Genomic DNA, 25081 nt, shown 5'->3' on the forward strand with positions numbered 1-25081 from the left:
CCTCATTATGGGTCATGAATGCTTGTCTTACATAAGGTGAAGCTGTCCAAAATATGTTTTCATTTCCGCAACGGGTGGAATATACATCATTAGAAACAGAAAGGGGTGCAACAACATGGCTAGAAAAGGTAAATTTGGTACACTCATTAAAGTCGCGACAGCGGTCGCACCGTTCGTCTACGATTACTATAAAAAGAACAAAGCAAAAAAAGCTTCGACACCTAAAAAGTGAGCAAAGCGCTTCGGACTTCGTCTGAAGCGTTTTTTTCTTGTCGTGAAACCAACTATGATATGATGATGGAACATTTTAGGGAATCGAGGCGACGAACATGCACGCGGTATGGGTACAATCTTTACGAATCAGCTTGAAGTGGACGTTGTTCATGAGCGGTCTATTCCTGCTCGCCCTCGGGTCATCGATGATGATCACGGCCGACCTCGGCGTGTCGACGTGGGACGTGCTCCATCTCGGCCTCGCCCGCCACACACCGATTTCCGTCGGGACGATCATCTTGCTCGTCGGTCTCTTGCTCGTCTTCTGCAAGTACATACTGGACCGGATTCGGCCCCAGTTCGGGACGCTCGTCAACGCCGTCTTCGTCGGGGTGTTCATGAATTTGATTCTCGAGCGCCACTGGTTGCCGCAACTGGACGGCATCGCGCTCAATATCGCCTGGCTCGTCCTCGGCATCTTCGTCATCGGCATGGGTGCCGGCTTGTACGTCGCCATCGGCTACGGAGCCGGCCCACGGGACGGATTAACACTCGCCTTGGCCGACCGGTTCAACACGTCGGTCCGCATGATGCGGACGTGGATGGAACTGACGGCTTGCCTCATCGGCTGGGTACTGGGCGGACCTGTCTTTTTCGGGACTTTGCTGTCGATTTTCTTGATCGGTCCGTTCTTCCAGTTTTGGCTTGAACAGTTCCGGCGTCTCGTCTCGGTCATCGACCGGGCGAAAGTGGCGGCATAAAAAAGAGAGGAAATCGGATGTCAGCGTCCGGTTTCCTCTCTTTTTGGTTATGGGACGAGGACGATTTTTCCGAACTTGCCGCGCTGTTTGAAATACGCCTGCGCATCCCGTGCCTCAGCGAGCGGGAACGTCCGGTCGACGATCGGCCTGACCTTACCAGCTTTAATCGCCTCGAGCATCGTTTGGAACTCCGCACGTGTGCCGAGCACGGAACCGTACATGGTGATGTGTTTCAAATACAGCTTCCGGAAGTCGAGGTTCGTCTGTTGTCCCCCGGCCGAACCGGAAATACAGAACTTGCCGCCATTCTTCAACACCTTGAGCGCTGTCGCGAACAAGGCATCGCCGACGACATCGAGCACGGCATCGACCGGTCCTCCGTTCGCCTCGAGAATCTCATCGGCGAGCCTCTCGGAGCGGTATGAAAAGACATGGTCCGCCCCAAGATCCTTCAGCTTCGCTTCATCTTTCAAGTCCCCGACGATGGCGAACACGTTCGCCCCATGCACGTTCGCCGCGATTTGGACGTTGAACGAACCGACGCCACCGCTCGCACCCGTGACGACGATCGTCTGCCCCGGCTGAATCTCAATCTGTTCGTTCATATGCCACGCCGTCAACCCGCTCACCGTGAAGACGGCGCTATCGACGAAACTGTCGAGCGGCATATCGAAACAGAGCTCTGCCGGCCAGACGACATATTCGGCGTATCCGCCGTCGTACTCGGAGCCGATGAACGACATATCGTCAGCGATATGCTCGTCCCCTTCCGGCCCGCTCGATGTGAACGGGAATAGGACGACGCGACGTCCGACCATCGTCTCCTCGACCCCACTGCCGACCTCTACGACTTCACCCGTGATATCGGAACCAGGAATACGTGGGAATTGGACCCCTTCCGGCCGCCAGCCCGACTCTTTGTCCGTCCCATACGCGCCTTCTCGCATCCAAATCTCGGTATTGTTAATCCCGCACGCTTTCACGCGCACGAGCACTTCTCCTTGTTTCGGGCTCGGAATCGGGACATCGACGACCTGTAATTGATCGACGTCCCCGTAACCGATGACCTGTACTGCTTTCATCACTTGTTTTCCTCCTCATAACCACCATTTGCTTGTCTATACCCAACTAACGCATGACAGCCACCAAAAATATTGGTGGCTGCCCATTCCTTATAGTTGTTGGCGTCTGAGCAATCCGGCGAACACGCCGCCTTTCATGCTCAATTCATCGTGCGTCCCGTCCTCGACGATGCCGTCAGCGGTAACGACGAGGATGCGGTCAGCATTCTTCACCGTCGCCAAACGGTGGGCGATGATGAGCGTCGTCCGGTCAGCCGCGAGTTCATTGAGCGAGTCTTGAATGATTGCTTCCGTCTCCGTGTCGAGCGCGGACGTCGCCTCATCTAATATCAAGATCGGCGGATTTTTGAGGAACATGCGGGCGATGGCGATCCGTTGTTTCTGACCGCCCGACAGTTTCAAGCCTCGCTCCCCGATTTGCGTCTCGAGACCATGCTCGAGCTCCTCGACGAGCGAGTTCAAATGCGCCTTCTCGACCGCATGCATAATCTCCGCGTCGGTCGCGTCCAGTTTTCCGTAGGCGATATTCTCACGGAGCGTCCCGGCGAACAAGAACACGTCTTGTTGCACGATCCCGATTTGGCGGCGCAGACTCTCTTTCGTCATATCACGGATGTCCATGCCGTCGATTGTGATTTTCCCACTCGTCACATCATAGAAACGCGGGATGAGCGAACAGATTGTCGTCTTCCCGGCCCCGCTCGTCCCGACGAGGGCGACCGTCGTTCCGGCCTTGATGTCGAGGTCGATGTCGGTCAACACTTGCCGATAGTCCGAGTAGCCGAACGAGACGTTTTGGAAAGCGATGTCGCCTTTAAGCGTCTTGACGTCGGTCGCGTCCGGACGGTTCTCGATGTCCGGGGCCTCGTCGAGGAGTTGCGTGAATCGTTTGAAGCCCGCCATCCCTTTCGGGTACATCTCGAGGAGGGCCGTGATTTTCTCGATCGGCTTGATGAGCAAGTTCATATAGAGGATGAACCCGACGAGCTGACCGTATGAGAGTTGACCTTGATACGTCAAATATGCGCCGTAGACAAGGACGAGCAGCGTCATGAGCCGCGTCGTGATGTAAATCCCGGCGAGCGACTTACTCATGACCCGATATGCCTCGATTTTCGAGCCGCGATAGAAATTGTTATCTTTTTGGAAACGGTTGATTTCGAACGTCTCGTTCGTGAACGATTGGACGACGCGTGCCCCAGAAACGCTGTCCTCGACACGGGCGTTCACTTCGCCGATGTTCGTATACATCTTTTGCCACGCCTTGTTCATGTTCTTGTTGGCATACGTGATCATGATGACGAGGAACGGCACGGCGACGACCGTCACGAGCGCGAGTTGCGGGTCGATCGAGAACATGATCCCGAACGCACCGAGCAGCGTCATGATGGCGATGAAGAAATCTTCAGGCCCGTGGTGCGCCACTTCGCCGATATCGAACAAGTCGTTCGTCACCCGACTCATCAAATGACCGGTCTTGTGGTTATCGAAGAACCGGAACGACTGTTTATGGATATGGGTGAACAGCTCTTCCCGCATATCGGTCTCGATATTGATGCCGAGCTTATGCCCCCAATAGTTGACGACGTATTGCATCATCATGGCGAGTATGTAAAGGATGAGCAAGCCGATGCTGATGATGATAATCCAGTTCCATTCCCCACCTGGCAACAAATCGTCGATGAACCATTGCACGGCGAGCGGAAAGCCGAGCTCGAGCAGACCGACGAGGATGGCGAACGAGAAATCGAGGATGAATAACTTCTTATGTGGACGGTAATAACTAAAAAAACGTGAGATCATTTCGTTTCCCCCTTCTAAACAAATAGTTTACGCCTTTTTGCAGGAAGTGGAAAACGGGAAGCACGTCTTTTTCAATCTTTTTTCCAGCGCGGTATAATAGACATAAGGAGCTGATTCAAATGAACGTACAAATTACAGAACGCGCCCAAGAGCGGATTGACGCTTTAAAAGGCGACCGTAAAGGACAGATGCATTTGTTTTATGAGACGGAAGGTTGCGGCTGCGGCAATAGCGGCATCTTCGAGATTCGCTACGTGACCGAAACGACACCGGAAGACGTCGAGATTGATTCGAACATCGGCCCGATCCTCATCAAGAACTGGACGAAAGTGTTTCTCGACGAAGACATGATCATCGACTATCGCGAAGATAAACGATCTCTCGTCTTGAAGAGCAACGGCCAAGTGTTCAACTCGAACTTGCTCGTGACCGACGGGACCGGTTGCCAGTTGAACGTCCCGAGCCGATGAAACAGGCGTTACGAGACCATCCGAGCCTCTGGCTTTGGTTTCTCCTCAGCTTCGGGCTCGGCTTGTTCGGCATCTTCCTCGCTTTCACCGACTCCGTCTATACGATGACGGCCGTGATCGCCTCGCTGTTCGCTTTCGGGTTCGCGCTTCAGCAGACTAGTAAACGAATGGATAATTAGGGGATATAAGGTTTATATTCCAATCCACATGATATAATTTCTAAAAAGGGAGCTATCTCATGTGGTTTACAAACAAAATGCTTAACTATCCGACAGCGCTCTGGGGCGTATTTATTACAGGGCTATGGGTTTGGTTCAGCATCCGATTTGAAGATACTTTATCTTCACTTTTCGTGAATCTGACGTATATCGGTTTTATGTTAGCTTTGCTTCTTCTCGCTACGGTGATCCTTCGATCAATCAAATCTAGAAGCCGGACGAATCATAAAACGAGTAGATGAAGCAACAAAAATCGTCACTTCCATAACCGGAGGTGACGATTTTTGGTTTCCATGTCAGTTCACATCGATGGTGTAAAACGTAATCAACCCGCCATCCCCAAGTTCGGCGTAGGCGATTTGACCATCACGATAGATCGGCTTGGACGTCGTGCCGCCTCGACTCGGCAAATACGAAACCGTCGCTTCATTCAAATCCGCAACTAATAAGCGATTCATGCCTTCGCGGAATAGGATTCGCTGATCCGGCAAGAAACGAAACGAGTCAAATGTAATCTTTGACTGTGTGCTTTTATGTTGGAACTGTTTCGCTCCCCCCGTCAGCCCTACAAAATCGGCACGTCCTTCTTTTCCAAGAGCAACATAGTCCGCACCTGTTTCAAAGTCGACCAATGCGCCCATATCCTCGTCAAACGTTCCATCGAGCGTGGTTAACTTTGTCGTCTTTTCCCCATCAGCGAATGAGCTTCGATGGACGATGACACCGTCCTCACCAACTCTGTAATCGAATACGTACTCGCCATCTCGTTTCTCCCCTTCTTGAAGCGTGTACGTTTGAATCGTTTCCACCGTGGCCGTATCATACAAATACTGCATCACCGCCGACGTCGTCATCGTTTCTGATGCCTCATAATCAACCCATGTGACGCGATCATCCGATGCATTCAAATGAGGAACGGGCGTCTCGAACATACTGACCCCGTTATAAAGTTCAGTCAGTTCCGATGCGTCGAGCTTCATCCGGAAAATGGACCAAGCATATCCATTGTCTTCAGTCAGTTCATATTCAATCCAAAATATTTCATCTTTGATGCCGACGAGACTACCGATTGTTCTTGATGTCTTATGTAACGACCGATTAGTTGCTCGTTCCGTATCATACACGTAGATGTCATGGCCGACTTCACCGACAGAATCCGTATAGACAATGTGTTCATCGACCATATGCTCCGGTGCAATCATCGCGACTTTATGTTGGAAGAACGATGATAGGTCATAGTCCTTCACTGCCCCGATTGAGGCGTCCTCGGCGACGGGACGCAATCGAATCATTTCCGAATCTTCCGATTTGGCCTCCTCGACGGTCTCGTCAACTTTCGGCGTCGCTTCCGTTTCTTGATTACATCCTGCTAAGATTGTCGTCAATCCAATCACCAACCCGATCGATTGAACAATTTTTCTTGGTTTCATGCTTCCCCGGCTCCCCCATCTTCATCATACAATTTATTCCATAACTATATCACTTTTCCACTTATTCACATATACGCAAAAAGACCCGCCAAGTGACGGGTCCTTGTGACTAACTATTATTTTTTCTCTTTCACCGCTGTCCGAATCGACAACTCCTCGAGTTGTGCATCCGCGACCGGGCTTGGTGCTTGTGTGAGCAAGTCACTCGCCGACGCCGTTTTCGGGAAGGCGATCGTGTCACGAAGGTTCGAACGACCCGCGAGGATCATGACGAGACGGTCGAGACCGAGGGCGATACCCGCGTGTGGCGGTGTACCGTATTCGAACGCTTCGAGCAAGAAGCCGAACTGGTCGACCGCTTCTTGTTCTGTGAAGCCGAGCAATTTGAACATGCGCTCTTGAATGTCGCGCTCATAAATCCGTTGCGAGCCGCCGCCGAGCTCATACCCGTTCAAGACGAGGTCATAGGCGAGTGCGCGTACGCTCGCTGGGTCCGTCTCAAGCAAGTGGAGGTCGTCACGGTTTGGCATCGTGAACGGGTGGTGGTTGGCGTAGAAACGGCCGTCCTCTTCTTCGAACGTGACGAGCGGGAAGTCCGTCACCCAAAGGAAGTTGAACTTCGACTCGTCGATGAGACCGAGCTCATGACCGAGTTTGACGCGAAGTGCGCCGAGGCTGTCGGCGACGACAGTCGGTTTTGACGCCACGAAGAGGAGCAGGTCGCCCGCTTCCGCGTTCGTCGCTTCCATCAACTTCTGGGCGTACGTCTCATCAAAGAACTTGGCGATCGGTCCGTTCAAGCCTTCCGGCGTCACTTTGAGCCAAGCGAGGCCTTTGGCACCGTATACGGCTGTGAACTCTTGAAGCTTGTCGATGTCTTTACGCGAGAACTTGTCCGCCTCGCCTTTGACGTTGATCGCTTTCACTTGTCCGTTTGACTCGAGGGCCATATCGAACACTTTGAAACCGGCACCTGTGACCGCGTCGGCGACGTCGATGAGTTCGAGACCGAAACGTGTGTCCGGTTTGTCTGAACCGAAACGGCGCATCGCTTCTTCGTGCGTCATCCGCTCGAACTTGGCCGGCGTATCGGTGCGACCGAGCGTCGCTTCCATGACTTGCCCCATCATCGATTCCATCATCGCCATCAAGTCTTCGACGTCCATGAAGCTCGTCTCGATGTCGACTTGCGTGAATTCCGGTTGACGGTCGGCCCGAAGGTCTTCGTCACGGAAGCAGCGTGCGATTTGGAAGTAACGGTCGAACCCGGCCACCATGAGGAGCTGTTTGAACAATTGTGGTGATTGCGGGAGCGCGTAGAACTCGCCGCCGTGAACACGGCTTGGGACGAGATAGTCACGCGCGCCTTCTGGTGTCGATTTCGTCAAAATCGGCGTCTCGACTTCGAGGAACTCTTCTTCCGTCAAGAAGTTACGAATCGTGTTCGACGCTTTCGAACGGAGACGGAACGTCTCTTGGAGCGCCGGACGACGGAGGTCAAGGTAACGGTATTTGAGACGGAGGTCTTCCGATACGTTCTCGGCCTCGTCACCGATTGGAATCGGCGTCATCTTCGCCGCGTTCAAAATGTTAATCTCTGAAGCGATGACTTCGACGTTCCCGGTCGGCATGTTCGGGTTCTTGTTCTCACGTTCGAGGACTGTCCCTTTGATATCGAGCACGTATTCGCTGCGAATCGATTCGGCGAGCTGGTGCACCGCTTCGTTTTCCGGGCGAACGACGACTTGGACGATGCCTGTGCGGTCACGAAGGTCGATGAAAATGAGTCCTCCAAGGTCGCGACGTTTTTGTACCCATCCTTTAAGTTGTACCTCTTGGCCGATGAGTGACTCTGTCACGCGGCCGTTCATATGTGTGCGTCCGATCATTGTCCTGCTCCTTCCGATAGTTCACGAATTTTGTCTGCGACGGCCGAGAGCGGCACGTCGACTTGTTCCCCGGTCGCCATGACCTTGAGGGAAGCTGAGCCGCGTTCGACTTCATCGTCTCCGAGGATGACGGTGAACTTCGCGTTCAAGCGGTCGGCTTGTTTGAATTGGCCTTTGAACTTGCGGCCGAGGTAATCGCGGTCCGCCTTGAAGCCTTCGCTGCGAAGCAGTTGCAACAGGCGTGTCGCCGTCACTTCGACTTCCGTGCCGCCTTGGGCGACGACGAAGACGTCAAGTCCCGTCTCGAGTTCAGGAAGTACTCCTTCGTTCTCAAGAGCGAGGATGAGTCGCTCGAGCCCGATCCCGAAGCCGATGCCCGGCATATCCGGTCCGCCGATGTCTTGGACGAGACCGTTATAGCGTCCACCGCCGCAAAGCGTCGTGATGGCGCCGAAGCCTTCTGCCTCTGACATAATCTCGAACGCCGTGTGCGTATAGTAGTCGAGTCCGCGGACGAGCGTCGGGTCGACCACGTAGGCGACACCGAGCGCGTCCAAGTGCGCGAGGACTTTCTCGAAGTACGTCTTCGACTCTTCGTTCAAGAAGTCGAGAATCGACGGCGCCGACTTCATCGACGGGTGGTCGCGGTCGACTTTACAGTCGAGGACGCGGAGCGGGTTCTGGTGAAGCCGCGTCTGGCAATCTTGACATAACTCGTCTTGGACCGGCTCGAAGTGACGGATGAGCGCTTCGCGGTGAGCGTTGCGGCTCTCGGCGTCACCGAGCGAGTTGACGACGACTTTGATTTTTTTAAGCCCGAACGATTTGTAAATCGTGTAGGCGAGGCTGATGACCTCGGCGTCAACGGCCGGGTCACTGCTGCCGATCGCCTCGACACCGTATTGGTGCAATTGGCGGAACCGTCCTTTTTGTGGACGTTCGTAGCGGAACATCGGTCCCATGTAATACAGTTTCGTCGGCTGGTCGGGGCTACCGAACAGCTTGTTCGTGACGAAGGCGCGGACGACCGAGGCCGTTCCTTCCGGACGGAGCGTATACTCGTCCTTGCCTTTCTTGACGAGTGTGAACATCTCTTTTTGGACGATGTCCGTCGTCTCGCCGACGCTCCTTGTGAATAGGTCGGTCGTTTCAAAAATTGGGGTACGAATCTCTTTATAGTTGTAACGGGCGCTGATGTCGCGTAGTTTCTCTTCGACATACTGCCACGTCTCGACCGTGCCCGGAAGCAGGTCTTGTGTGCCGCGTGGTGCTTTCATCCAATTTCCCTCCTTAGAATACAAAAAGACCCTCGTCCGCAAAGGGACGAGAGCCTGTTAAAGTTTCCCGTGGTACCACCCTCGTTGCAGAGCCAATACTTGAAACTCTGCCACTCGAAATCGGTTAACGCCCGATGAAACGGCTCCCCCTACTAAGCGTTCAAGGAAGCACCTCCAAAGTGTCGTTCGGGTCATCATCCAGTCGATGCTTTCAGCCTAGACATCGCTCTCTTTGCTGGTGGGGTGACCGTACTCTTCTTTATCGCAGGTGTTAGGTTATATGGTTCATGATGCCGAATCGTGCCCGCTTCTGTCAAGCGTTTTTTTCGAGCATGAGCGTGACCGGTCCGTCATTTACGAGCGCGACGTCCATCATCGCCCCGAACTGCCCGGTCTCGACGACGAGCCCGTGCGTCCGCAAGCGATCGTTGAATTTCTCGTAAAGCCGTTCCGCGATGTCCGGCTTCGCCGCTTGCGTGAACGCGGGACGACGGCCTTTCTGCGTGTCGCCGTACAGCGTGAACTGTGATACGGACAATACTTTCCCGTCGACGTCTTGAATCGATAGGTTCATCTTCTCGTCCGCGTCCTCGAAGACACGGAGTCCGGCCACCTTGTCGGCGAGCCAGTTTACTTCCGTCTCGGTGTCCTCGTGGGTCACCCCGACGAGGAGCAGATAGCCGGCCTCGATTTGGCCGACCGTCTCCGCGTCGACGGTGACCGAGGCTTGTTTCACTCGTTGCAACAATACACGCACTGAAATCTTCCTTTCGTTACGTCATCATGACTCGGCTGACCGAGTACACGTCCGAGATTTGCTTGATCCGGTCAACGACTTTTTGCAGATGGTTCACGTTCGGAATCGAAATCGTCATCGAGATGCGGGCCTGTTTGTTCTGGTCTCCGCGTCCACTCACCGCCACGATGTTCGTGTTCGTCGCCGAGACGGCTTGAAGCACGTCGTTCAAGAGCCCTGAACGGTCGTAGCCTGTGATCTCGATGTCAACGTTATAGTTCTTCTCTTTTGCTTGCCCGGCTTCCCACTCGACCGTGAGGAGCCTCTCCGGATGCTGCTCATTGATGATGTTCAAGCAGTCTTTCCGGTGAATCGACACGCCGCGTCCGCGCGTGATATACCCGACGATTTCGTCGCCCGGTACCGGGTTACAGCATCGGCTCATGCGGATGAGCATATTGTCGATCCCTTTCACCGAGACGCCGGCCTCGGCTGTCTTCTTCTTCGGTGACTGACTGACTTTCAATTCGTTGATCGCGTCCGACAGTTCAAGTTTCGGTTCTTTCCGCTGCTTCTCCGTCAACTTGTGGGCGACTTGCGCCGCCGTGATGCCATGATAGCCGACCGCGGCGTACATCTCTTCTTCGTTCCCGAAGTTGAACTTCTCGACGACGACGGCAAGCGACTGGTCATCGATCACTTCTTTCGGTTCGAAACCGAGCTTCTTGATCTCGACGTCGACGAGCTCTTTGCCTTTCTCGACGTTCTCTTCACGCTGTTGGCGCTTGAACCATTGGCGAATCTTGTTCTTCGCTTGGCTCGAGACGGCGAGTTTGAGCCAGTCCTTGCTCGGCCCGTAGCTGTGTTTCGACGTGATGATCTCGATGATGTCACCCGTCTCGAGTTTATGGTCGAGCGGCACCATCCGTCCGTTCACTTTCGCGCCCGTCATCCGGTGACCGATTTCGGTATGGATGCGGTACGCGTAATCGATCGGGACCGAGCCTTTCGGCAACTCGAAGACGTCGCCTTTCGGTGTGAAGACGTAGAGCATGTCGCTGAAGAAGTCGACTTTGAGCGATTCCATGAACTCCTCAGCGTCGGTCGTATCTTTTTGTAGCTCTAAAATCTCGCGCAGATGGGCGATTTTTTCATCGAACCCGTTCGTCGCGACACTCTTTCCTTCTTTATAGGCCCAGTGCGCGGCAATCCCGAACTCGGCGATGAAGTGCATGTCCTTCGTCCGGATTTGCACTTCGAGCGGCTCACCCTTCGGTCCGATCACCGTCGTGTGGAGCGACTGATACATGTTCGGTTTCGGCATGGCGATGTAGTCTTTGAATCGGCCTGGCATCGGCTTGTACTGCGTGTGGATGATGCCGAGGACGGCGTAACAGTCGCGAATCGAATCGACGATGATGCGGACGGCCATCAAGTCATAAATTTCATTGAACTCTTTTTTATGCTTCACCATCTTGTTGTAAATCGAGTAGATATGCTTCGGACGGCCGTTGACATCGGCCTCGATGCTCACGTCCTCGAGGACGGTGTTCACTTCCGTGATGACCGATGTGACGAGCGCTTCGCGTTCAGTGCGCTTCTGTTTCATCATCGAGACGATCTTATAGTATTGCTGCGGGTTGATATAACGTAACGAGATATCCTCGAGCTCCCATTTGATCGTCGAGATCCCCATCCGGTGGGCGAGCGGGGCGAAGATTTCGAGCGTCTCTTCCGCCTTTTGAACTTGTTTCTCTTTCGGCATATGTTGAAGCGTCCGCATGTTGTGCAGACGGTCGGCAAGCTTGATCAAGATGACGCGCACGTCTTCTGCCATCGCGATAATCATTTTACGGTGATTCTCAGCGAGTTCTTCTTTTTTCGATTTATATTTGATTTTACCGAGCTTCGTCACTCCATCGACGAGCATGGCCACATCGACACCGAACTCATCGGCGAGTTCTTTGAGCGTGACGTCCGTATCCTCGACGACGTCGTGCAAGAGCGCCCCGATGATGGTCGTCGCGTCTAACCCGATATCAACGAGAATACCGGCCACTTGGACCGGATGCAGAATGTAGGGTTCGCCTGAACGTCGGAACTGACCGGTATGATGCAGTTTGGCGTATTCGTAAGCGCGTCTCACTTCGGCAATCTCGTCTTCACCCATATACTCCCCGAGCGCGTCGAGAAGGTCCTCAATACTTACGATTTGTTTTTTGGTCATAACATTCGACACCCTTTTTCTTACCGCTCCAATCGACTCGGACAAGTCGCAGCATGGTAGTAGTTAACGTACGTGGTTGTTCTAATTTTACTTACTATTATCGAAAAAATCTGACGACCTGTCAAAGGTTGTGGGTTGTTTTACTTAAAAAACTATTTAAAAAAGGGAAGCCATCGCTTCCCTTTGATTAATCTTCGTAACGGATGAGTGAGAACACGTCGTATCCTTCGAGACGCTCACGTCCACCAAGTCCATCAAGCTCGATTAAGAATCCGATCCCAGCGACGACGCCGCCGAGCTGTTCAATCATTTTGATTGTCGCTTCGATCGTTCCGCCTGTTGCGAGCAAGTCATCCAAGATGACGACTTGTTGGCCCGGTTTGATCGAGTCTTTGTGCATCGTCAAAATGTCTGTGCCGTATTCGAGTCCGTAAGAGACGCGAACCGTCTCACGTGGCAACTTGCCTTCTTTACGGACCGGGACGAACCCGAGCTCAAGTGCGTACGCTGCCGGGCAACCGACGACGAAGCCGCGTGCCTCAGGGCCGGCGATGAGTTCAGCACCGCGCTCCTGTGCGTAAGCGATGAGCTCGTCGACCGCTTTTTTATAGGCCGGGCCGTCTTGCATGAGTGACGTGATGTCCTTGAAGCTGATCCCTTCTTTCGGGTAATCCGCTACTTCTTTAATATGCTGTTTGAAATCCATTTTATGTGTAAGCCTCCTGCATCTTGTTCGATCGCAATGATTGTAACCGCTCTTTCAGTTCTGCCAACGACGCATAGATGAAACGCTCCTCGAGTTGGACTCGTCCGACCCGGCGCTTATAACATGGCGCTTCGGTCAAATCACGTTTCGGCGCTTCTGGATTCACTCCAGGCAGTCCGTCTTCCATTGTAACAAGAAATTCGAGTTCAGAGAATACTTGATGCATAAATTGAATCGTATTTTTTGACCATTTTCGCTCGATTGACAAACGAATCAAGTTTTCGCGCAGGTTTTTCCGTTCGCACGTCGCCATATGGACGTAATATGTTCGGAAATCTTCTCGCGTCGGCAACTTCTCAAAAAATGAGCCGCCTTGTCCGAACGCACAGTACACGCGCTCGACATCCTCGGTCAACATGTCTGCGAGCACATCTTCCTCGTCCGGCAAATCGAGCAGGACGACGAACGGTTTGAGCGGCGTGCTGAGATCGTGGAGCGGGAAGTCGTCCCGGCCTTGGAACGATATGAACGACGTCGTGTCGCCCGGGAGCTGTTTCAATTCGTCGAGCGAATTTTTCTTGCCCCGATAATCGAACACTTGGAACCCGTCGACACGGATGTCTTGAATCATGAGCTGCGGCTTGCGCATCCCGTTCCATTCATTTACTTGCAGACTGCCCATGACCGAGACGTGGGCCATCTTCGAGATTTCAGAGACGACGTGACCGAAACCGAAGCCGATGCCATCAAGTTCCCGCTTATCCCCGGCGAGCTGAACCTTCAAATGGGTGTTGTCGCGCCCGATTTGACGGATATCGCGAAGTCTAGCGTCTGCCACGACGACACGCGGTGACGGATTACCCATCCCGAACGGGGCGAGCTTGCCAATCTCTGAGATCAAGTCGAGCGACACGTCGTTCACGTCGAGCTTCAAGTCGACGTTGACGCGGGCGACGAACGTCTCGTCCGGAATCGATTCGGCTTGTTCGTTCAGACGCCGGCGCAGTTCGGCCACGTTCTCCGATAACAAGGTCATCCCGGCTGCGGCCGGGTGTCCGCCGAAGTGCGGCAAGATGTCTTCATTTTTCGACAGTTCTTTGAACAAGTCGAAACCGTCGATCGAACGGCCCGACCCCTTCGCCTTCCCTGTTTTCGGGTCGTGGCACAATAGGATGACCGGACGATAGTACGCCTCGACGAGTCTTGAGGCGACGATCCCGACGACACCCGGATTCCATCGTTCGCTGGCGACGACGAGAACGCGGTCGTCCGTCATCGATGCCTCGACGAGTTCCGTCGCTTCTTTGGCGATCGTCTTGACGATGTCTTGACGTTCTTTGTTCTGTTTGTCGAGCTTTTGAGCCAGTTCGAGTGCCTCCTCGACGCTCTCGGCGAGCAACATTTGGAGCGCCGGCATCGCCGAGTCAAGACGACCGGCAGCGTTGATGCGCGGTCCAAACGCAAAACCGACCGACTCTTCGTTCAATGTCCCGTCCGTCAACGCGCACACTTCGCGGAGCGCGAGAATGCCTGGACGTTTTGAGTCATCGAGCGCCTTCAGACCAAGCTTCGCGAGCAAACGGTTCTCCCCGTCGAGCGGGACAAGGTCGGCAATCGTGCCGAGCACGGCCAAGTCGAGCAACTCTTCCGGCATCCGTCCGAGCACGGCATGAGCTACTTTGAGTGCGACGCCCGCCCCAGCGAGCTTGTCATACGGATATGACGGATCGATGTGAGGATGGATGATGGCGAACGCATCTGGGAGCGTCTCTTTCGGTTCGTGGTGGTCGGTGATGATCAAATCGACACCGAGCTCTTTTAAGAGCGCCGCCTCTTCGATTCCTGAGATCCCACAGTCGACCGTGATGATGAGCGTGAACCCTTCACCCGCGGCCCAGCTGAACGCCTCTTTGTTCGGACCGTATCCTTCCGTGAACCGGTTCGGGATATAACATTCCGCCATGACACCAATCTCGGTCAAGGCGTGCCACATGACGGCCGAGGCGCTGACACCATCGACGTCATAGTCGCCGTAAATGAGCACCATCTCCCCGTCATCGGCCGCGCGTTTCAAACGGTCAACGACTTTGTTCATCTGTTCAAATAAGTACGGATCGTGGAACGTCAACTCGTCCTCGATGTGCAGGAACGCTTTCGCCGCATCGACGTCACGGTGCCCCCGCTGCATGAGGAGCGTCGCGAGCTGCTCCGATATATTCAATTCTGTCTGTAGCTGTTCAACCGCGGCCGTATCCGTCTCCGGATACACCCATCGTTTCTTTGCATGATACATAGTCCTTCACTCCAATCAATTGTTGATTATATCAGAACGAGCGAGTGAAGTGCCGTCTTGACATTCAAAAAAGGTCCCCCGAACGATGCGGGAGACCTGCTGTTACGCCTCTGGGGCGGTTTCTTTCTTTTTGTTGAGCGACATGCCTTTGAGGAGCATCCACAAGTACGAGGCGATGAAAATCGATGAGTACATCCCCATGACGAGACCGATGAGCAACGCGATTGAGAAGCCACGGATTGACTCGGCACCGAACACGTACAAGGCGATGACCGTCAAGAGCACGGTGACGACCGTGTTGACCGAGCGGACAATCGTCTCTTGAATCGACGTGTTGACGATGTCACGATACACGTCCATCGATTTGATTTTCCGTTCTTTCTCATACGCTTGGATGTTCTCACGGACGCGGTCGAACGTGACGATCGTATCGTTGACCGAGTAACCGATGATCGTCAAGATGGCGGCGACGAAGTACAAGTTGACCTCGATACCGAAAATCGAGAACGCCACGATCATGAAGAACGCATCGTGAAGCATGGCGACGACCGTTGCGACCGCATACGAGAATTGGAAGCGGAACGTGATATAGAGGATAATCCCGAGCGACGCGAGTGCGACCGCATAGATGGCATTCCGAGCGATATCACGGCCGACTTCGGCCGACACGGTGCTGATGTTCGGGTCGTTCCCGAACGTTTCCGTGAACACGGTCTTCACCGACGCGACTTCGTCTTGAGCGAGCTGGCCGACGAACGTCACGTTGGCGAGCGTTCCGCCTTCCGCGTATTGGACCGACGAAATCTCTTCATCGACACCGGCTTCTTCAAATGCCGACGCCAATTCTTCTTGCGATACTTGTGATTCGGTCAACACTTCGACCCGGGTACCGGATGCGAAGTCAATCCCGAGGTTCAAGCCACGGAAGAACAAGATGCCGAGACCGATGATGACGATGGCACACGAGACGATGAACATCGTGCGCATATGTTTCACATAGTTTAATTCAGTGAGCTTAAAGTTCACGGATTTCACTCTCCTTCACACCAAACCAGCCTTTTCGTTTGTCGAACAGACGACTCGAGACGAGGAGGTGCATCAAATAACGCGAGATGAAGACGTTCGAGATGAACGTCATCGCAATCGAGATCATGAGCATGATGGCGAACCCACGGACCGAGCTCGTCCCGAAATAGAACAAGACCGCTGCCGAGATGAGGGTCGTCAAGTTGGCATCGATGATCGTACTGAGCGAGCGCCGGTTCCCGGCACGGAATGCCGAGAGGACCGATTTCCCTGACCGGAGTTCATCCTTGATGCGCTCGGCCGTGATGATGTTCGCATCGACCGCCATCCCGACACCGAGGACGAGAGCGGCAATACCAGGGAGCGTCAAGACGGCGTTAATGCCGTTAAAGAACAACATAATCAAATTGATATACAAAATGAGCGTGATGATCGAGACGAGACCGGGTAAACGATAGAAGAACAACATGAACAAGAAGATGGCTGCAATCCCGATGAGAGACGCGAACACGGTCTTGTCGAGCGCGTCTTGACCGAACTGGGCCGAGACCGACGTCGAATAGATTTCTTCAAGTTTGACCGGGAGCGCCCCGGCGTTCAAGATGTCAGCGAGACGTTGACCACTCTCGGCATCGATGCCGCCACCTGAGATGATGGCTTTATCCGATAGGATCGGAGACGTGACGGATGCATCCGACACGATCTTCGAGTTCTCTTTTTGAATCTCTTCGGCGTACGTGTCGCCTTCTTCATAATCAAGCCAGATGACGAGCCGGTTTTCCGGTGCCGGACGCTGGGCAACTTGCGACGTGACTTCACCGAACTGGTCCGCCGATTGCAACGTCAGTTCAACGACCGGGTTGCCTTGTGGGTCATAGCTGAGTGCTGCGCCACGCGGAGCGAGGTCTTTCCCGTCGAGTAGGACGTTATCATCCACATCGCGGAACGTGAGCTGGGCGGTCGACGAGAGCACTTCACGGGCGTCGTTTTGATTCTCTACGCCAGCGAGTTGGACGCGGATGCGATTCTCGTCTTCAATCCGGATGTCCGGTTCCGAGACACCGAGGACGTTGACACGGTTGTTAATGGCGCGAACGGTTGCATTCATCGCTGATTGATCGATGACATCGCCGTCTTCGAGCGGCTGGACTTCGTACAGCACTTCGAACCCGCCTTTAAGATCGAGGCCGAGGTTCGTGTTCTTGACGACCCATGGCGTCGACAAGGCGGCGAGCAGGATCGTTGCAATCATGATGACCGCAAAAATCGCGATATTCCCTTTTTTGTACATACGACTATTTCCTTTCTAAACACATGTTCTCGTAAAAAAACTTCTCTCGTTAACATTACAAATATTCTAAACATTTATCAATCGTTTTCCTGAAATTGTAACACCCACACGTTGATTTCCCACGCTTTTTTGCACTCGCGACTAAAAGTTGCATTAGGGCAAAACTTGAGCTATGATGTGATTATCAACTTACACACTACATGCAAAGGAGTCCTTTCTAATGGATAGTACGATACTCTATGCCTTTTTACTGACGCTGTTCGCTGGACTCGCGACGGGGATCGGAAGTATGATCGCCTTCTTCGCCAAACGGACCAACACGGCATTCTTGTCGGTATCCCTTGGCTTCTCAGGTGGGGTCATGATTTACGTATCCTTTATCGAGATTTTTCCGAAAGCGCTCGATGAACTCGTCGGGGCCCACGGAGAGCAGGCTGGGACGCTCTATACCGTCCTCGCCTTCTTCGGCGGGATGTTGTTGATCGCCTTGATCGACAAGTTCATCCCGTCTCCGGAAAACCCACACGAAGTCAAATTCGTCGAGACGATGCAAAACGACCCGTCGTCCCAGGAACTTGCGACGACGGCGACCGAACGTGTCCCGTTGAACCAAGAGACGAAACAGCGGCTTCATAAAATGGGTCTGTTCATGGCGCTCGCCATCACCATCCATAACTTTCCGGAAGGTTTAGCGACGTTTATCTCGGCCCTCGATGACCCAGCGGTCGGTCTCGCTATCGCGATCGCGATCGCGTTACACAACATTCCGGAAGGCATCGCCGTCTCGGTCCCGATTTATTATGCGACCGGTTCTCGGAAGAAGGCGCTGAAACTGTCCTTCTTGTCCGGACTTGCCGAACCGCTCGGAGCGGTCGTCGGTTTCCTTCTTTTGATGCCATTCTTGAGTGACACGGTGTTCGGCCTCTTGTTCGCAGGCGTCGGCGGCATCATGGTGTTCATCTCGCTCGACGAGTTACTCCCAGCTGCTCGTGAATACGGACGGGCCCACCATGCGGTGTACGGCATGGTCGCCGGTATGATGGTCATGGCAGCCAGTCTGATTTTGTTAATGTAATGAACCGAACGCTCGCATAATAGGAAGAGGCCGTAGGAACAATTCGTTTCCACGGCCTCTTTTTGTTTGTACTAAACATGCGTAACAGTTGTCTACTCTAGCATATATTCCATATTTTCCTTCTTGATTACCGCCATTGCTTCATCCATAGCGATTCCAGTAAGTAACGCCAATTTTTCACGGCTTACCTGGTTATGTCCAATCCAGATTTGGGCCAACGATTCTCCGCAACTAGCTCGGATCATTTCATCCGTTTTCTTGTCATTCGCAACGGTCAGCAAAGCGACTTCCACTGTCTCGTCATTCAAAATAAACCCTAAGTCCATTGCAGCGTCATCCCGCTCCGCGTCACTCGCTGTTTTATCGAGCAATATTTCAATCAATGTAAGAGGGTCCATCTTTATACCTCGTTAGATGGCGGGGCAGAAGTCTTGAATAAATGAACAAGATCTTTCAATTCGACGGACATATGGCTCATCGTCTCGGCGATGCCGTTGATCTCTTGAATGGCGGCGAGTTGTTCTTCAACGTTCGCGCCTGCTTCTTCCACGCTTCGTTGCGTCGACACGGCATTCGTCGACATGTCTTCGACCGAGACCGCGACCTCGGTCGTGTTCGCGCTCACTTCTTCTGTCGCCGCCGCGATCTCACTCATTTGGCGGGACGTCTCTTGAATGACCGATACGATTTCGCGGAATGCGCCCGCGACTTCTCCCATTTGGGTGACACCGCTCGTCACGTGTTGACTCGTGACGTCAAACGCGGATTCGACTTCGGACGTATCGCGCTGGATATCGGCGACGACCGCTTGGATTTGTTTCGCCGACTGTTTCGACTCTTCGGCCAGTTTTCGGACCTCGGCCGCGACGACGGCAAACCCTTTCCCGTGTTCACCGGCCCGGGCCGCCTCAATCGCAGCATTCAAGGCGAGCAAGTTCGTCTGTTCCGTGATGGCGGTGATCGAGCGCGTGATTTTCTCGATCTCGAGCGACTGATTCGACAAACGCTCGACCATTTGTTGGGTCAAATCATTCGCTTGCTGAATCTCACGCATTTGCCGTTCCGCCAACTGGATCGTCTCGAGTCCTCCACTTGCCGCTTCGAGCGTATGAATCGTCTGTTCATTCACGCCTTGCGAGGCCGCAGCAATTTGGCTCAAGCCGACGACGGCTTGGTTGACGCCGGACGTCCCTTCCTCGGCCCGTTTCGCCGAGGCTTGGGCGGCGAGGTTCATCTGTTCGAACAGACCGGCCACGCCTTGCGTCGTCGTGGCGACATGGTCCGTACTGGCGTACAGCTCTTCCGAATAGGCCGTCACTTTATCCGAGGCTGCACCGACTTGGCGAATCAGACCGACGAGGTTCCGTTTCATATCGTTGAACGCCGTGACGAGGTCACCGAGCTCATCGTTTGAACCAACCTCGATATCGTCTCCGGTCAAGTCTCCCTCGGCAACGACGCGCGCTTCGCTGACGAGTCGATTGATCGGCTTCAAGAACAGCTTTTGGAGGGCTACTAGTGAAAGTAGACCGACAGCGACGCCGATGATGCTGATGACGACCATCCAGATGATTGATTGCCCGGCACTCGCCTGGACCGCTTCCGACTCAGCGGCGAGCGCTTCGCCCTGATACGTGACGAGGTCGGTCACCGTCATTCGGACGCGATCCGTCGTCGGTGTCACGCTCGTATTGAGCACGGTCTTATAGCCGATCTCGTCTTGTTGTTGACGGAGGTCGATGACGCGCGCCATCTCCGTGTCGAGATGTTGATTGAACTTCTCGAGATCATCAAGCCAGGCGAGCACTTTCGGATCTTCTGTCGACTGTTGGAGCGTATTCATCAATTCGTCCCGTTTCGTTTGGGAAGCCTCAAGGCTAATCAACGTTTTCGGGTTCGAGACGAGCAGGTAGTAGTTCAAATAACGCTCGGCATCGGTCACGGTCAACGCCAAATCTTCAGCGACGAGCATATCTTGGAGCCGCTCGTTCAAGACGCGGTCGTACTCAGACGTCGCGTTGTGTAATTGATACGAGCCGAGCGCACCGACGATCAATAAGGCGATCAGTGTCGGCACGAGCGCCATCGCCATCTTACGGCGCATCGACGAGCGTCCTTTCACGCGGTCAGGGCGACGTCGTACCTTCCAATTTTTGAGTGGGCGTAGCAATCGTTTCACATCCATGTCCTCTTCTCCTTCTTTCCAATTCTTCTCAACTTGACGATAATGCAAACGTTTTCACGATTCAATTTGATTTTTGGAAATAAGGTGGATGATTCGTCGGATTGACGAAGTTTGTCAAAAATAAATCATTTTTCAAAGTATGACAAAAAAAGACGCCTGACCAGTGATGGCCAGGCGTTGTTTGGTTACTCAGCGAATGATGAGTTGCCTTTTTTCGTCACTTCAGCAATCGCACTGCGATTGAACTTAAGGAGTGACTGGTCACATTTCAATGTGACTTGCGTGTCTTCGATTTGGTGGACGACGCCGTGAAGGCCGCCGATTGTTACGACGTGATCCCCACGCTCAAGCGCGTTTTGCATCGATTGTACTTCCTTCTGACGTTTCGTCTGCGGACGGATCAACAAGAAGTAGAACACGACGAAAATAAGGATCATCGGTAATAGTGCTACGAGAGTTTCCATGCGTAAAATTCACCCTTTCCTTCAATATCAGGTTCATTATACCGTGAAACTGAAACGTTGTCACATAATCGCTGTCAGAACAATTTAGAAATTCTTGGCGTTTGGTTTGTTATACCCATATTCTTCGAAAAACTCTTCCTTGAAGTCCAAGAGACGGTCTTCGCGGATGGCTTGACGTACTTGACTCATCAAGTTCACGAGGAAGTGAAGGTTGTGTGTCGAACAGAGGTGAAGCCCGAACATCTCGTCGGCGCGAATCAAGTGGTGCACGTACGCGCGCGAATAGTTCTTACATGTGTAGCAATCGCACTTCTCGTCGATTGGTCCGAAGTCCGTCTTATGTTTCGCATGTTTGATCGTGACACGGCCTTTCGATGTCATGAGCGTCCCATTGCGAGCGATCCGGGTCGGCAAGACGCAGTCGAACATGTCGATGCCGCGAATCGAGCCTTCAATCAACGCATCCGGTGAACCGACGCCCATCAAGTAGCGCGGCTTGTTCTCCGGCATGAACGGTGTCGTGAACTCGAGTGCGCGGTACATGACGTCTTTCGGTTCACCGACCGATAATCCACCGACGGCATAACCTGGGAAATCAAGCGAGACGAGGTCGGCCGCACTTTGACGACGGAGATCTTCGTACTCGCCGCCTTGGATGATACCGAACAATGCCTGGTCTTCCGGACGTTCGTGTGCCGCGAGGCAACGCTCTGCCCAACGGCTCGTCCGCTCGACCGATTTCTTCATGTATTCATGCGTCGCCGGGAATGGCGGGCATTCGTCGAACGCCATCATGATATCCGAACCGAGCGCGTTTTGAATCTCCATCGCCTTCTCCGGTGACAAGAACAACTTGTCGCCGTTCAAGTGGTTGCGGAAATGGACGCCTTCTTCTTGGATGTTGCGAAGGTCGGCGAGCGAGAAGACTTGGAAGCCGCCCGAGTCCGTCAAAATCGCGCCGTCCCAGTTCATGAACTTATGAAGGCCGCCGGCTTGTTTGACGACCTCATGTCCTGGACGAATCCAAAGGTGGTACGTGTTCGAGAGGATAATGTTCGCTCCCATCGCCTTGACTTGTTCCGGGGCCATCGTCTTGACGGTTGCCTGCGTGCCGACCGGCATGAAGACAGGTGTCTCGAACGAGCCGTGCGGCGTATGGACGATTCCGTGCCGCGCTCCCGTCTGTTTACATGTGTGGATATGTTCGTATGTGACTGCGTGTTTGGTCATTTGTTCTCTTCCTTCCTCGTGATGAGCATCGCGTCCCCAAAGCTGAAGAAGCGGTAACGTTCTTGTACCGCCGTGCGGTACGCGTTCAAGATGATGTCGCGCGACGCGAACGCCGAGACGAGCATGACGAGCGTTGACTTCGGCAGATGGAAGTTCGTGATCAGTCCATCGATCGCCTTCAACTCGACGCCCGGGTAAATAAAGATATCCGTCCAGCCCGATGACTCGACGAAATTCCCATGGTCGCGCACGATCGTCTCGAGCGTCCGGGTCGACGTCGTCCCGACGGCAAAGACGCGGCCGCCGCTTGCACGGACGTCGCGGAGCGCCTCGGCCGAAGTGGCCGATAGTTCGAAATACTCGCTATGCATCGTGTGCTCTTCGATCGTATCGGCCGTGACGGGACGGAACGTACCGAGACCGACGTGGAGCGTGAGCGGGATCAGCTTGACGCCTTTCTCCTCTGCCGCTACGAGCAGTTCTTCCGTGAAGTGGAGGCCTGCCGTCGGTGCGGCCGCACTCCCGCGTTCACGGGCGTACACCGTCTGATAACGGTCTTGGTCGTCGAGCTGTTCACGGATGTATGGCGGAAGCGGCATCGTGCCGAGCTCATCTAAAATCTCATAGAAGATGCCGTCGTAGTCGAACTTGAAGCGGCGGCCACCTTCCGGGAGTTCTTCGACACATTCAGCCCGGAGCAACCCGTTGCCGAACTCGACGATGGCGCCGACGCGCACTTTCTTCGCCGGTTTGACGAGCGCTTCCCAGACATCGTCTTCCGTCTGTTTGAGTAAGAGCAGTTCGACTTTCCCGCCCGTCTCCTGCTTCGCCCCGAACAATCGGGCCGGGAGCACGCGCGAGTCGTTGACGACGAGAGCGTCGCCTGCCTGCAAGTAGTCGAGCACGTCACGGAAATGACGGTGCTCGATATCGCCAGTGTCGCGGTCGAGGACGAGCAGTCGTGAGCTCGTCCGGTCAAGGAGCGGTACTTGGGCGATCAGTTCTTCCGGTAAGTCAAAATCATAGTCGTTTACGTTCAATTGAATGTCTTGCATATCGTTACTCCTCTTCATAGCCAAAATGCGTCTTTGCGTACTGGGTGATCATCCGGCCGCGCGGCGTCCGTTGCAGAAAACCTTGTTGCAACAAGTACGGCTCATACACGTCCTCGATCGTTTGGGCATCTTCCCCAATCGTCGCGGCGAGCGTCTCAAGTCCAACCGGACCACCGCCGAACCGTTCGACCATCGCCCGTAACAGCCGATGGTCGACTTCGTCGAGCCCGAGGGCGTCGACATGCAACCGGTCGAGCGCGTCTGAGGCGAGCACCGGATCGATTTCTTTCGTTCCTGCCACTTGGGCGAAATCACGAACCCGGCGTAACAGTCGGTTGGCGATCCGCGGCGTACCGCGTGCACGTTTCGCGATGGCACCGCTCGCCTCTGGTGAGATCGACAGGCGGAACAGCTGGGCCGTCCGACTGACGATGGCGGCGAGCTCATGCGGCTCGTAGTATTCGAGCTTCAACGTCACACCGAAACGGTCACGGAGCGGCGCCGACAACATGCCGGCCCGCGTCGTCGCGCCGACGAGCGTGAACGGTGGCAAATCGATACGGACGCTTCGCGCCATCTCGCCTTGTCCGTAGACGATGTCGAGACAGTAGTCTTCCATCGCCGGATAGAGAATCTCTTCGATCGTGCGGCTCAAGCGATGAATCTCGTCGATGAACAGGACGTCGCCCGGTTCGAGCGTCGACAGGATCGCCGCGAGGTCACCTGGGCGTTCGATGGCTGGGCCGGCCGTCGTCTTGATGCCGACACCCATCTCGTTGGCAATGATTTGGGCAAGCGTCGTCTTTCCGAGTCCCGGAGGACCGTAAAGGAGGACGTGGTCGAGCGTCTCGCTGCGGAGCTTCGCGGCTTGGATGAAGATCGACAAGTTGCCTTTCGCCTTCTCCTGTCCGATGTACTGCTCGAACTTTTGCGGACGCAAGCTCCACTCTTCAGAGTCTTCATATTGTTGATGGGATTGTGACAACAATCGTTCGTCCATGGTCTCCTCCTTATTTCAATAGCAATTGCAGGGCGCGCTTTATGTAAGCGTCTGTCGTCAATATTTCTGAATTCAGTTCCTTGCGGACACGGGTGATCTCACGCTCTGAATAACCGAGCGCGACGAGCGCTTCGCACGCCTCGTCGAGTTCGGAAGCGCCTTGAGCGAACAGTCCGGTGTTCGGTACGTAATCCGGAGCGAGCTCGGACAGCTTGCCTTTCAAATCGAGCGCCATCTGCTTCGCCGTCTTCTTACCGACACCCGGGAACTTCGTCAAATACTTCTCGTTCTCAGTCTCGATTGCGTCGATGAGCGCGTCCATATCGCCTGAGGCGACGATGGCGAGTGCGCCTTTCGGTCCGATCCCGTTGACGCCGAGCAGTTTATTGAACAGTTCGCGTTCCCGACGTGAGCGGAAACCGTACAGTGTCTGTTGATCTTCACGTACATAATGATGCGTAAACACGATTACATGTTCGTCTTGTTCACGATAAAAAAACGGGTTAGGCACATGTACTTTGTAGCCGACGCCCGAAACATCCAACGTTATATATTCCGCGCACACATAGGCGACGGAGCCTTTTACGAATTCAATCACGGTCATATCTCCTCTTCATGGGAAAACTGCATTCATTGTACCATAACCACCG

The 25081-nt window shown here is 53.9% G+C and carries 22 protein-coding genes and 1 other annotated feature; of the genes, 4 read left to right on the forward strand and 18 right to left on the reverse strand.

Going from position 1 to position 25081, the window contains the following annotated elements; genetic code table 11:
- Positions 1-329 precede the first annotated feature (329 nt).
- Complete coding sequence (locus tag KNP78_RS03780; protein ID WP_214797081.1) at positions 330-974, forward strand: YczE/YyaS/YitT family protein; 645 nt, start codon at positions 330-332, stop codon at positions 972-974.
- Positions 975-1021: 47 nt separating this feature from the next.
- Here KNP78_RS03780 and KNP78_RS03785 read toward each other — a convergent pair whose 3' ends face one another.
- Entirely contained in the window at positions 1022-2056 is a 1035-nt protein-coding gene (locus tag KNP78_RS03785) for a zinc-binding dehydrogenase (RefSeq protein ID WP_214823289.1), read from the reverse strand.
- 90 nt (positions 2057-2146) lie between these two features.
- Positions 2147-3859: an ABC transporter ATP-binding protein gene (locus KNP78_RS03790; protein ID WP_214823290.1), complete on the reverse strand. Its 1713-nt coding sequence runs from the start codon at positions 3857-3859 to the stop codon at positions 2147-2149.
- A gap of 119 nt (positions 3860-3978) precedes the next feature.
- Between KNP78_RS03790 and KNP78_RS03795 the strand changes: the two genes are divergently transcribed.
- Positions 3979-4329, forward strand: a complete 351-nt coding sequence (locus KNP78_RS03795) for an iron-sulfur cluster biosynthesis family protein (RefSeq protein ID WP_034776892.1) — start codon at positions 3979-3981, stop codon at positions 4327-4329.
- Positions 4302-4508, forward strand: coding sequence for a hypothetical protein (locus KNP78_RS03800; protein WP_161787530.1), 207 nt, complete (start codon positions 4302-4304; stop codon positions 4506-4508). The genes KNP78_RS03795 and KNP78_RS03800 overlap by 28 nt, the downstream gene beginning before the upstream one ends.
- Positions 4509-4843: 335 nt before the next feature.
- Here the strand turns inward: KNP78_RS03800 and KNP78_RS03805 are convergent, their stop codons facing one another.
- The 9 genes from KNP78_RS03805 to secD form a co-directional block, all read right to left on the reverse strand.
- Positions 4844-5977: a hypothetical protein gene (locus KNP78_RS03805; protein ID WP_214823291.1), complete on the reverse strand. Its 1134-nt coding sequence runs from the start codon at positions 5975-5977 to the stop codon at positions 4844-4846.
- A 116-nt stretch (positions 5978-6093) separates the two neighbouring features.
- Positions 6094-7866 (reverse strand): aspartate--tRNA ligase, encoded by a 1773-nt coding sequence (gene aspS / locus KNP78_RS03810; RefSeq protein WP_214752564.1) that lies wholly within the window; start codon positions 7864-7866, stop codon positions 6094-6096.
- Positions 7863-9143, reverse strand: coding sequence for a histidine--tRNA ligase (gene hisS, locus KNP78_RS03815; RefSeq protein WP_034776886.1), 1281 nt, complete (start codon positions 9141-9143; stop codon positions 7863-7865). Before hisS ends, aspS begins: the two co-directional genes overlap by 4 nt.
- Before the next feature lie 39 nt (positions 9144-9182).
- Positions 9183-9418: a binding site (T-box leader), on the reverse strand.
- A gap of 38 nt (positions 9419-9456) precedes the next feature.
- Entirely contained in the window at positions 9457-9900 is a 444-nt protein-coding gene (gene dtd, locus KNP78_RS03820) for a D-aminoacyl-tRNA deacylase (RefSeq protein WP_138859728.1), read from the reverse strand.
- 16 nt (positions 9901-9916) lie between these two features.
- The gene (locus tag KNP78_RS03825) at positions 9917-12049 is read right to left on the reverse strand and encodes a RelA/SpoT family protein (protein ID WP_371743396.1); all 2133 of its coding nucleotides are present in this window, start codon (positions 12047-12049) and stop codon (positions 9917-9919) included.
- A 244-nt stretch (positions 12050-12293) separates the two neighbouring features.
- On the reverse strand, positions 12294-12812 hold the full coding sequence (locus KNP78_RS03830) for an adenine phosphoribosyltransferase (RefSeq protein WP_034776883.1): 519 nt from the start codon (positions 12810-12812) through the stop codon (positions 12294-12296).
- 1 nt (position 12813) lies between these two features.
- Entirely contained in the window at positions 12814-15105 is a 2292-nt protein-coding gene (gene recJ, locus KNP78_RS03835) for a single-stranded-DNA-specific exonuclease RecJ (protein ID WP_214797087.1), read from the reverse strand.
- A 102-nt stretch (positions 15106-15207) separates the two neighbouring features.
- Positions 15208-16131, reverse strand: a complete 924-nt coding sequence (gene secF, locus KNP78_RS03840) for a protein translocase subunit SecF (protein ID WP_200881476.1) — start codon at positions 16129-16131, stop codon at positions 15208-15210.
- Complete coding sequence (gene secD, locus KNP78_RS03845; RefSeq protein WP_214823292.1) at positions 16121-17422, reverse strand: protein translocase subunit SecD; 1302 nt, start codon at positions 17420-17422, stop codon at positions 16121-16123. The genes secF and secD overlap by 11 nt, the downstream gene beginning before the upstream one ends.
- A gap of 220 nt (positions 17423-17642) precedes the next feature.
- Between secD and zupT the strand changes: the two genes are divergently transcribed.
- Positions 17643-18497, forward strand: coding sequence for a zinc transporter ZupT (gene zupT / locus KNP78_RS03850; protein ID WP_034776881.1), 855 nt, complete (start codon positions 17643-17645; stop codon positions 18495-18497).
- Positions 18498-18589: 92 nt separating this feature from the next.
- Here zupT and KNP78_RS03855 read toward each other — a convergent pair whose 3' ends face one another.
- From KNP78_RS03855 to ruvA, 7 genes are all read right to left on the reverse strand, one after another.
- Positions 18590-18895, reverse strand: coding sequence for a hypothetical protein (locus tag KNP78_RS03855; protein ID WP_214797088.1), 306 nt, complete (start codon positions 18893-18895; stop codon positions 18590-18592).
- 2 nt (positions 18896-18897) lie between these two features.
- A complete protein-coding gene (locus KNP78_RS03860; protein WP_214823293.1) occupies positions 18898-20682 on the reverse strand; it encodes a methyl-accepting chemotaxis protein in 1785 nt (594 codons plus the stop codon).
- Positions 20683-20867: 185 nt separating this feature from the next.
- Positions 20868-21146: a preprotein translocase subunit YajC gene (yajC, locus tag KNP78_RS03865; RefSeq protein WP_021066898.1), complete on the reverse strand. Its 279-nt coding sequence runs from the start codon at positions 21144-21146 to the stop codon at positions 20868-20870.
- Between the two features lie 84 nt (positions 21147-21230).
- Positions 21231-22376 carry a tRNA guanosine(34) transglycosylase Tgt gene (tgt, locus tag KNP78_RS03870; protein ID WP_021066897.1) on the reverse strand — a complete coding sequence of 382 codons (1146 nt, stop codon included), beginning with the start codon at positions 22374-22376 and terminating at the stop codon, positions 21231-21233.
- Positions 22373-23416, reverse strand: coding sequence for a tRNA preQ1(34) S-adenosylmethionine ribosyltransferase-isomerase QueA (gene queA / locus KNP78_RS03875; RefSeq protein WP_214823330.1), 1044 nt, complete (start codon positions 23414-23416; stop codon positions 22373-22375). Before queA ends, tgt begins: the two co-directional genes overlap by 4 nt.
- A gap of 19 nt (positions 23417-23435) precedes the next feature.
- Complete coding sequence (gene ruvB / locus KNP78_RS03880) at positions 23436-24431, reverse strand: Holliday junction branch migration DNA helicase RuvB (RefSeq protein ID WP_034776878.1); 996 nt, start codon at positions 24429-24431, stop codon at positions 23436-23438.
- 10 nt (positions 24432-24441) lie between these two features.
- Positions 24442-25029 carry a Holliday junction branch migration protein RuvA gene (ruvA, locus tag KNP78_RS03885; RefSeq protein WP_034776877.1) on the reverse strand — a complete coding sequence of 196 codons (588 nt, stop codon included), beginning with the start codon at positions 25027-25029 and terminating at the stop codon, positions 24442-24444.
- Between the last annotated feature and the right edge of the window lie 52 nt (positions 25030-25081).

Origin of the sequence: Exiguobacterium sp. s28, assembly GCF_018618135.1 — a bacterium.
In the GTDB taxonomy this organism is placed as follows: Bacteria; Bacillota; Bacilli; order Exiguobacteriales; family Exiguobacteriaceae; genus Exiguobacterium; species Exiguobacterium mexicanum_A.

What these genes read in the sequence shown, in the direction of transcription:
- KNP78_RS03780 (WP_214797081.1), top strand. Translation starts at nt 330, where the DNA reads ATGCACGCGGTATGGGTACAATCTTTACGAATCAGCTTGAAGTGGACG.
- KNP78_RS03785 (WP_214823289.1), bottom strand. Translation starts at nt 2,056, where the DNA reads ATGAAAGCAGTACAGGTCATCGGTTACGGGGACGTCGATCAATTACAG.
- KNP78_RS03790 (WP_214823290.1), bottom strand. Translation starts at nt 3,859, where the DNA reads ATGATCTCACGTTTTTTTAGTTATTACCGTCCACATAAGAAGTTATTC.
- KNP78_RS03795 (WP_034776892.1), top strand. Translation starts at nt 3,979, where the DNA reads ATGAACGTACAAATTACAGAACGCGCCCAAGAGCGGATTGACGCTTTA.
- KNP78_RS03805 (WP_214823291.1), bottom strand. Translation starts at nt 5,977, where the DNA reads ATGAAACCAAGAAAAATTGTTCAATCGATCGGGTTGGTGATTGGATTG.
- aspS (WP_214752564.1), bottom strand. Translation starts at nt 7,866, where the DNA reads ATGATCGGACGCACACATATGAACGGCCGCGTGACAGAGTCACTCATC.
- hisS (WP_034776886.1), bottom strand. Translation starts at nt 9,143, where the DNA reads ATGAAAGCACCACGCGGCACACAAGACCTGCTTCCGGGCACGGTCGAG.
- KNP78_RS03825 (WP_371743396.1), bottom strand. Translation starts at nt 12,049, where the DNA reads ATGGGTGAAGACGAGATTGCCGAAGTGAGACGCGCTTACGAATACGCC.
- KNP78_RS03830 (WP_034776883.1), bottom strand. Translation starts at nt 12,812, where the DNA reads ATGGATTTCAAACAGCATATTAAAGAAGTAGCGGATTACCCGAAAGAA.
- recJ (WP_214797087.1), bottom strand. Translation starts at nt 15,105, where the DNA reads ATGTATCATGCAAAGAAACGATGGGTGTATCCGGAGACGGATACGGCC.
- secD (WP_214823292.1), bottom strand. Translation starts at nt 17,422, where the DNA reads ATGTACAAAAAAGGGAATATCGCGATTTTTGCGGTCATCATGATTGCA.
- zupT (WP_034776881.1), top strand. Translation starts at nt 17,643, where the DNA reads ATGGATAGTACGATACTCTATGCCTTTTTACTGACGCTGTTCGCTGGA.
- KNP78_RS03855 (WP_214797088.1), bottom strand. Translation starts at nt 18,895, where the DNA reads ATGGACCCTCTTACATTGATTGAAATATTGCTCGATAAAACAGCGAGT.
- KNP78_RS03860 (WP_214823293.1), bottom strand. Translation starts at nt 20,682, where the DNA reads ATGGATGTGAAACGATTGCTACGCCCACTCAAAAATTGGAAGGTACGA.
- yajC (WP_021066898.1), bottom strand. Translation starts at nt 21,146, where the DNA reads ATGGAAACTCTCGTAGCACTATTACCGATGATCCTTATTTTCGTCGTG.
- tgt (WP_021066897.1), bottom strand. Translation starts at nt 22,376, where the DNA reads ATGACCAAACACGCAGTCACATACGAACATATCCACACATGTAAACAG.
- ruvB (WP_034776878.1), bottom strand. Translation starts at nt 24,431, where the DNA reads ATGGACGAACGATTGTTGTCACAATCCCATCAACAATATGAAGACTCT.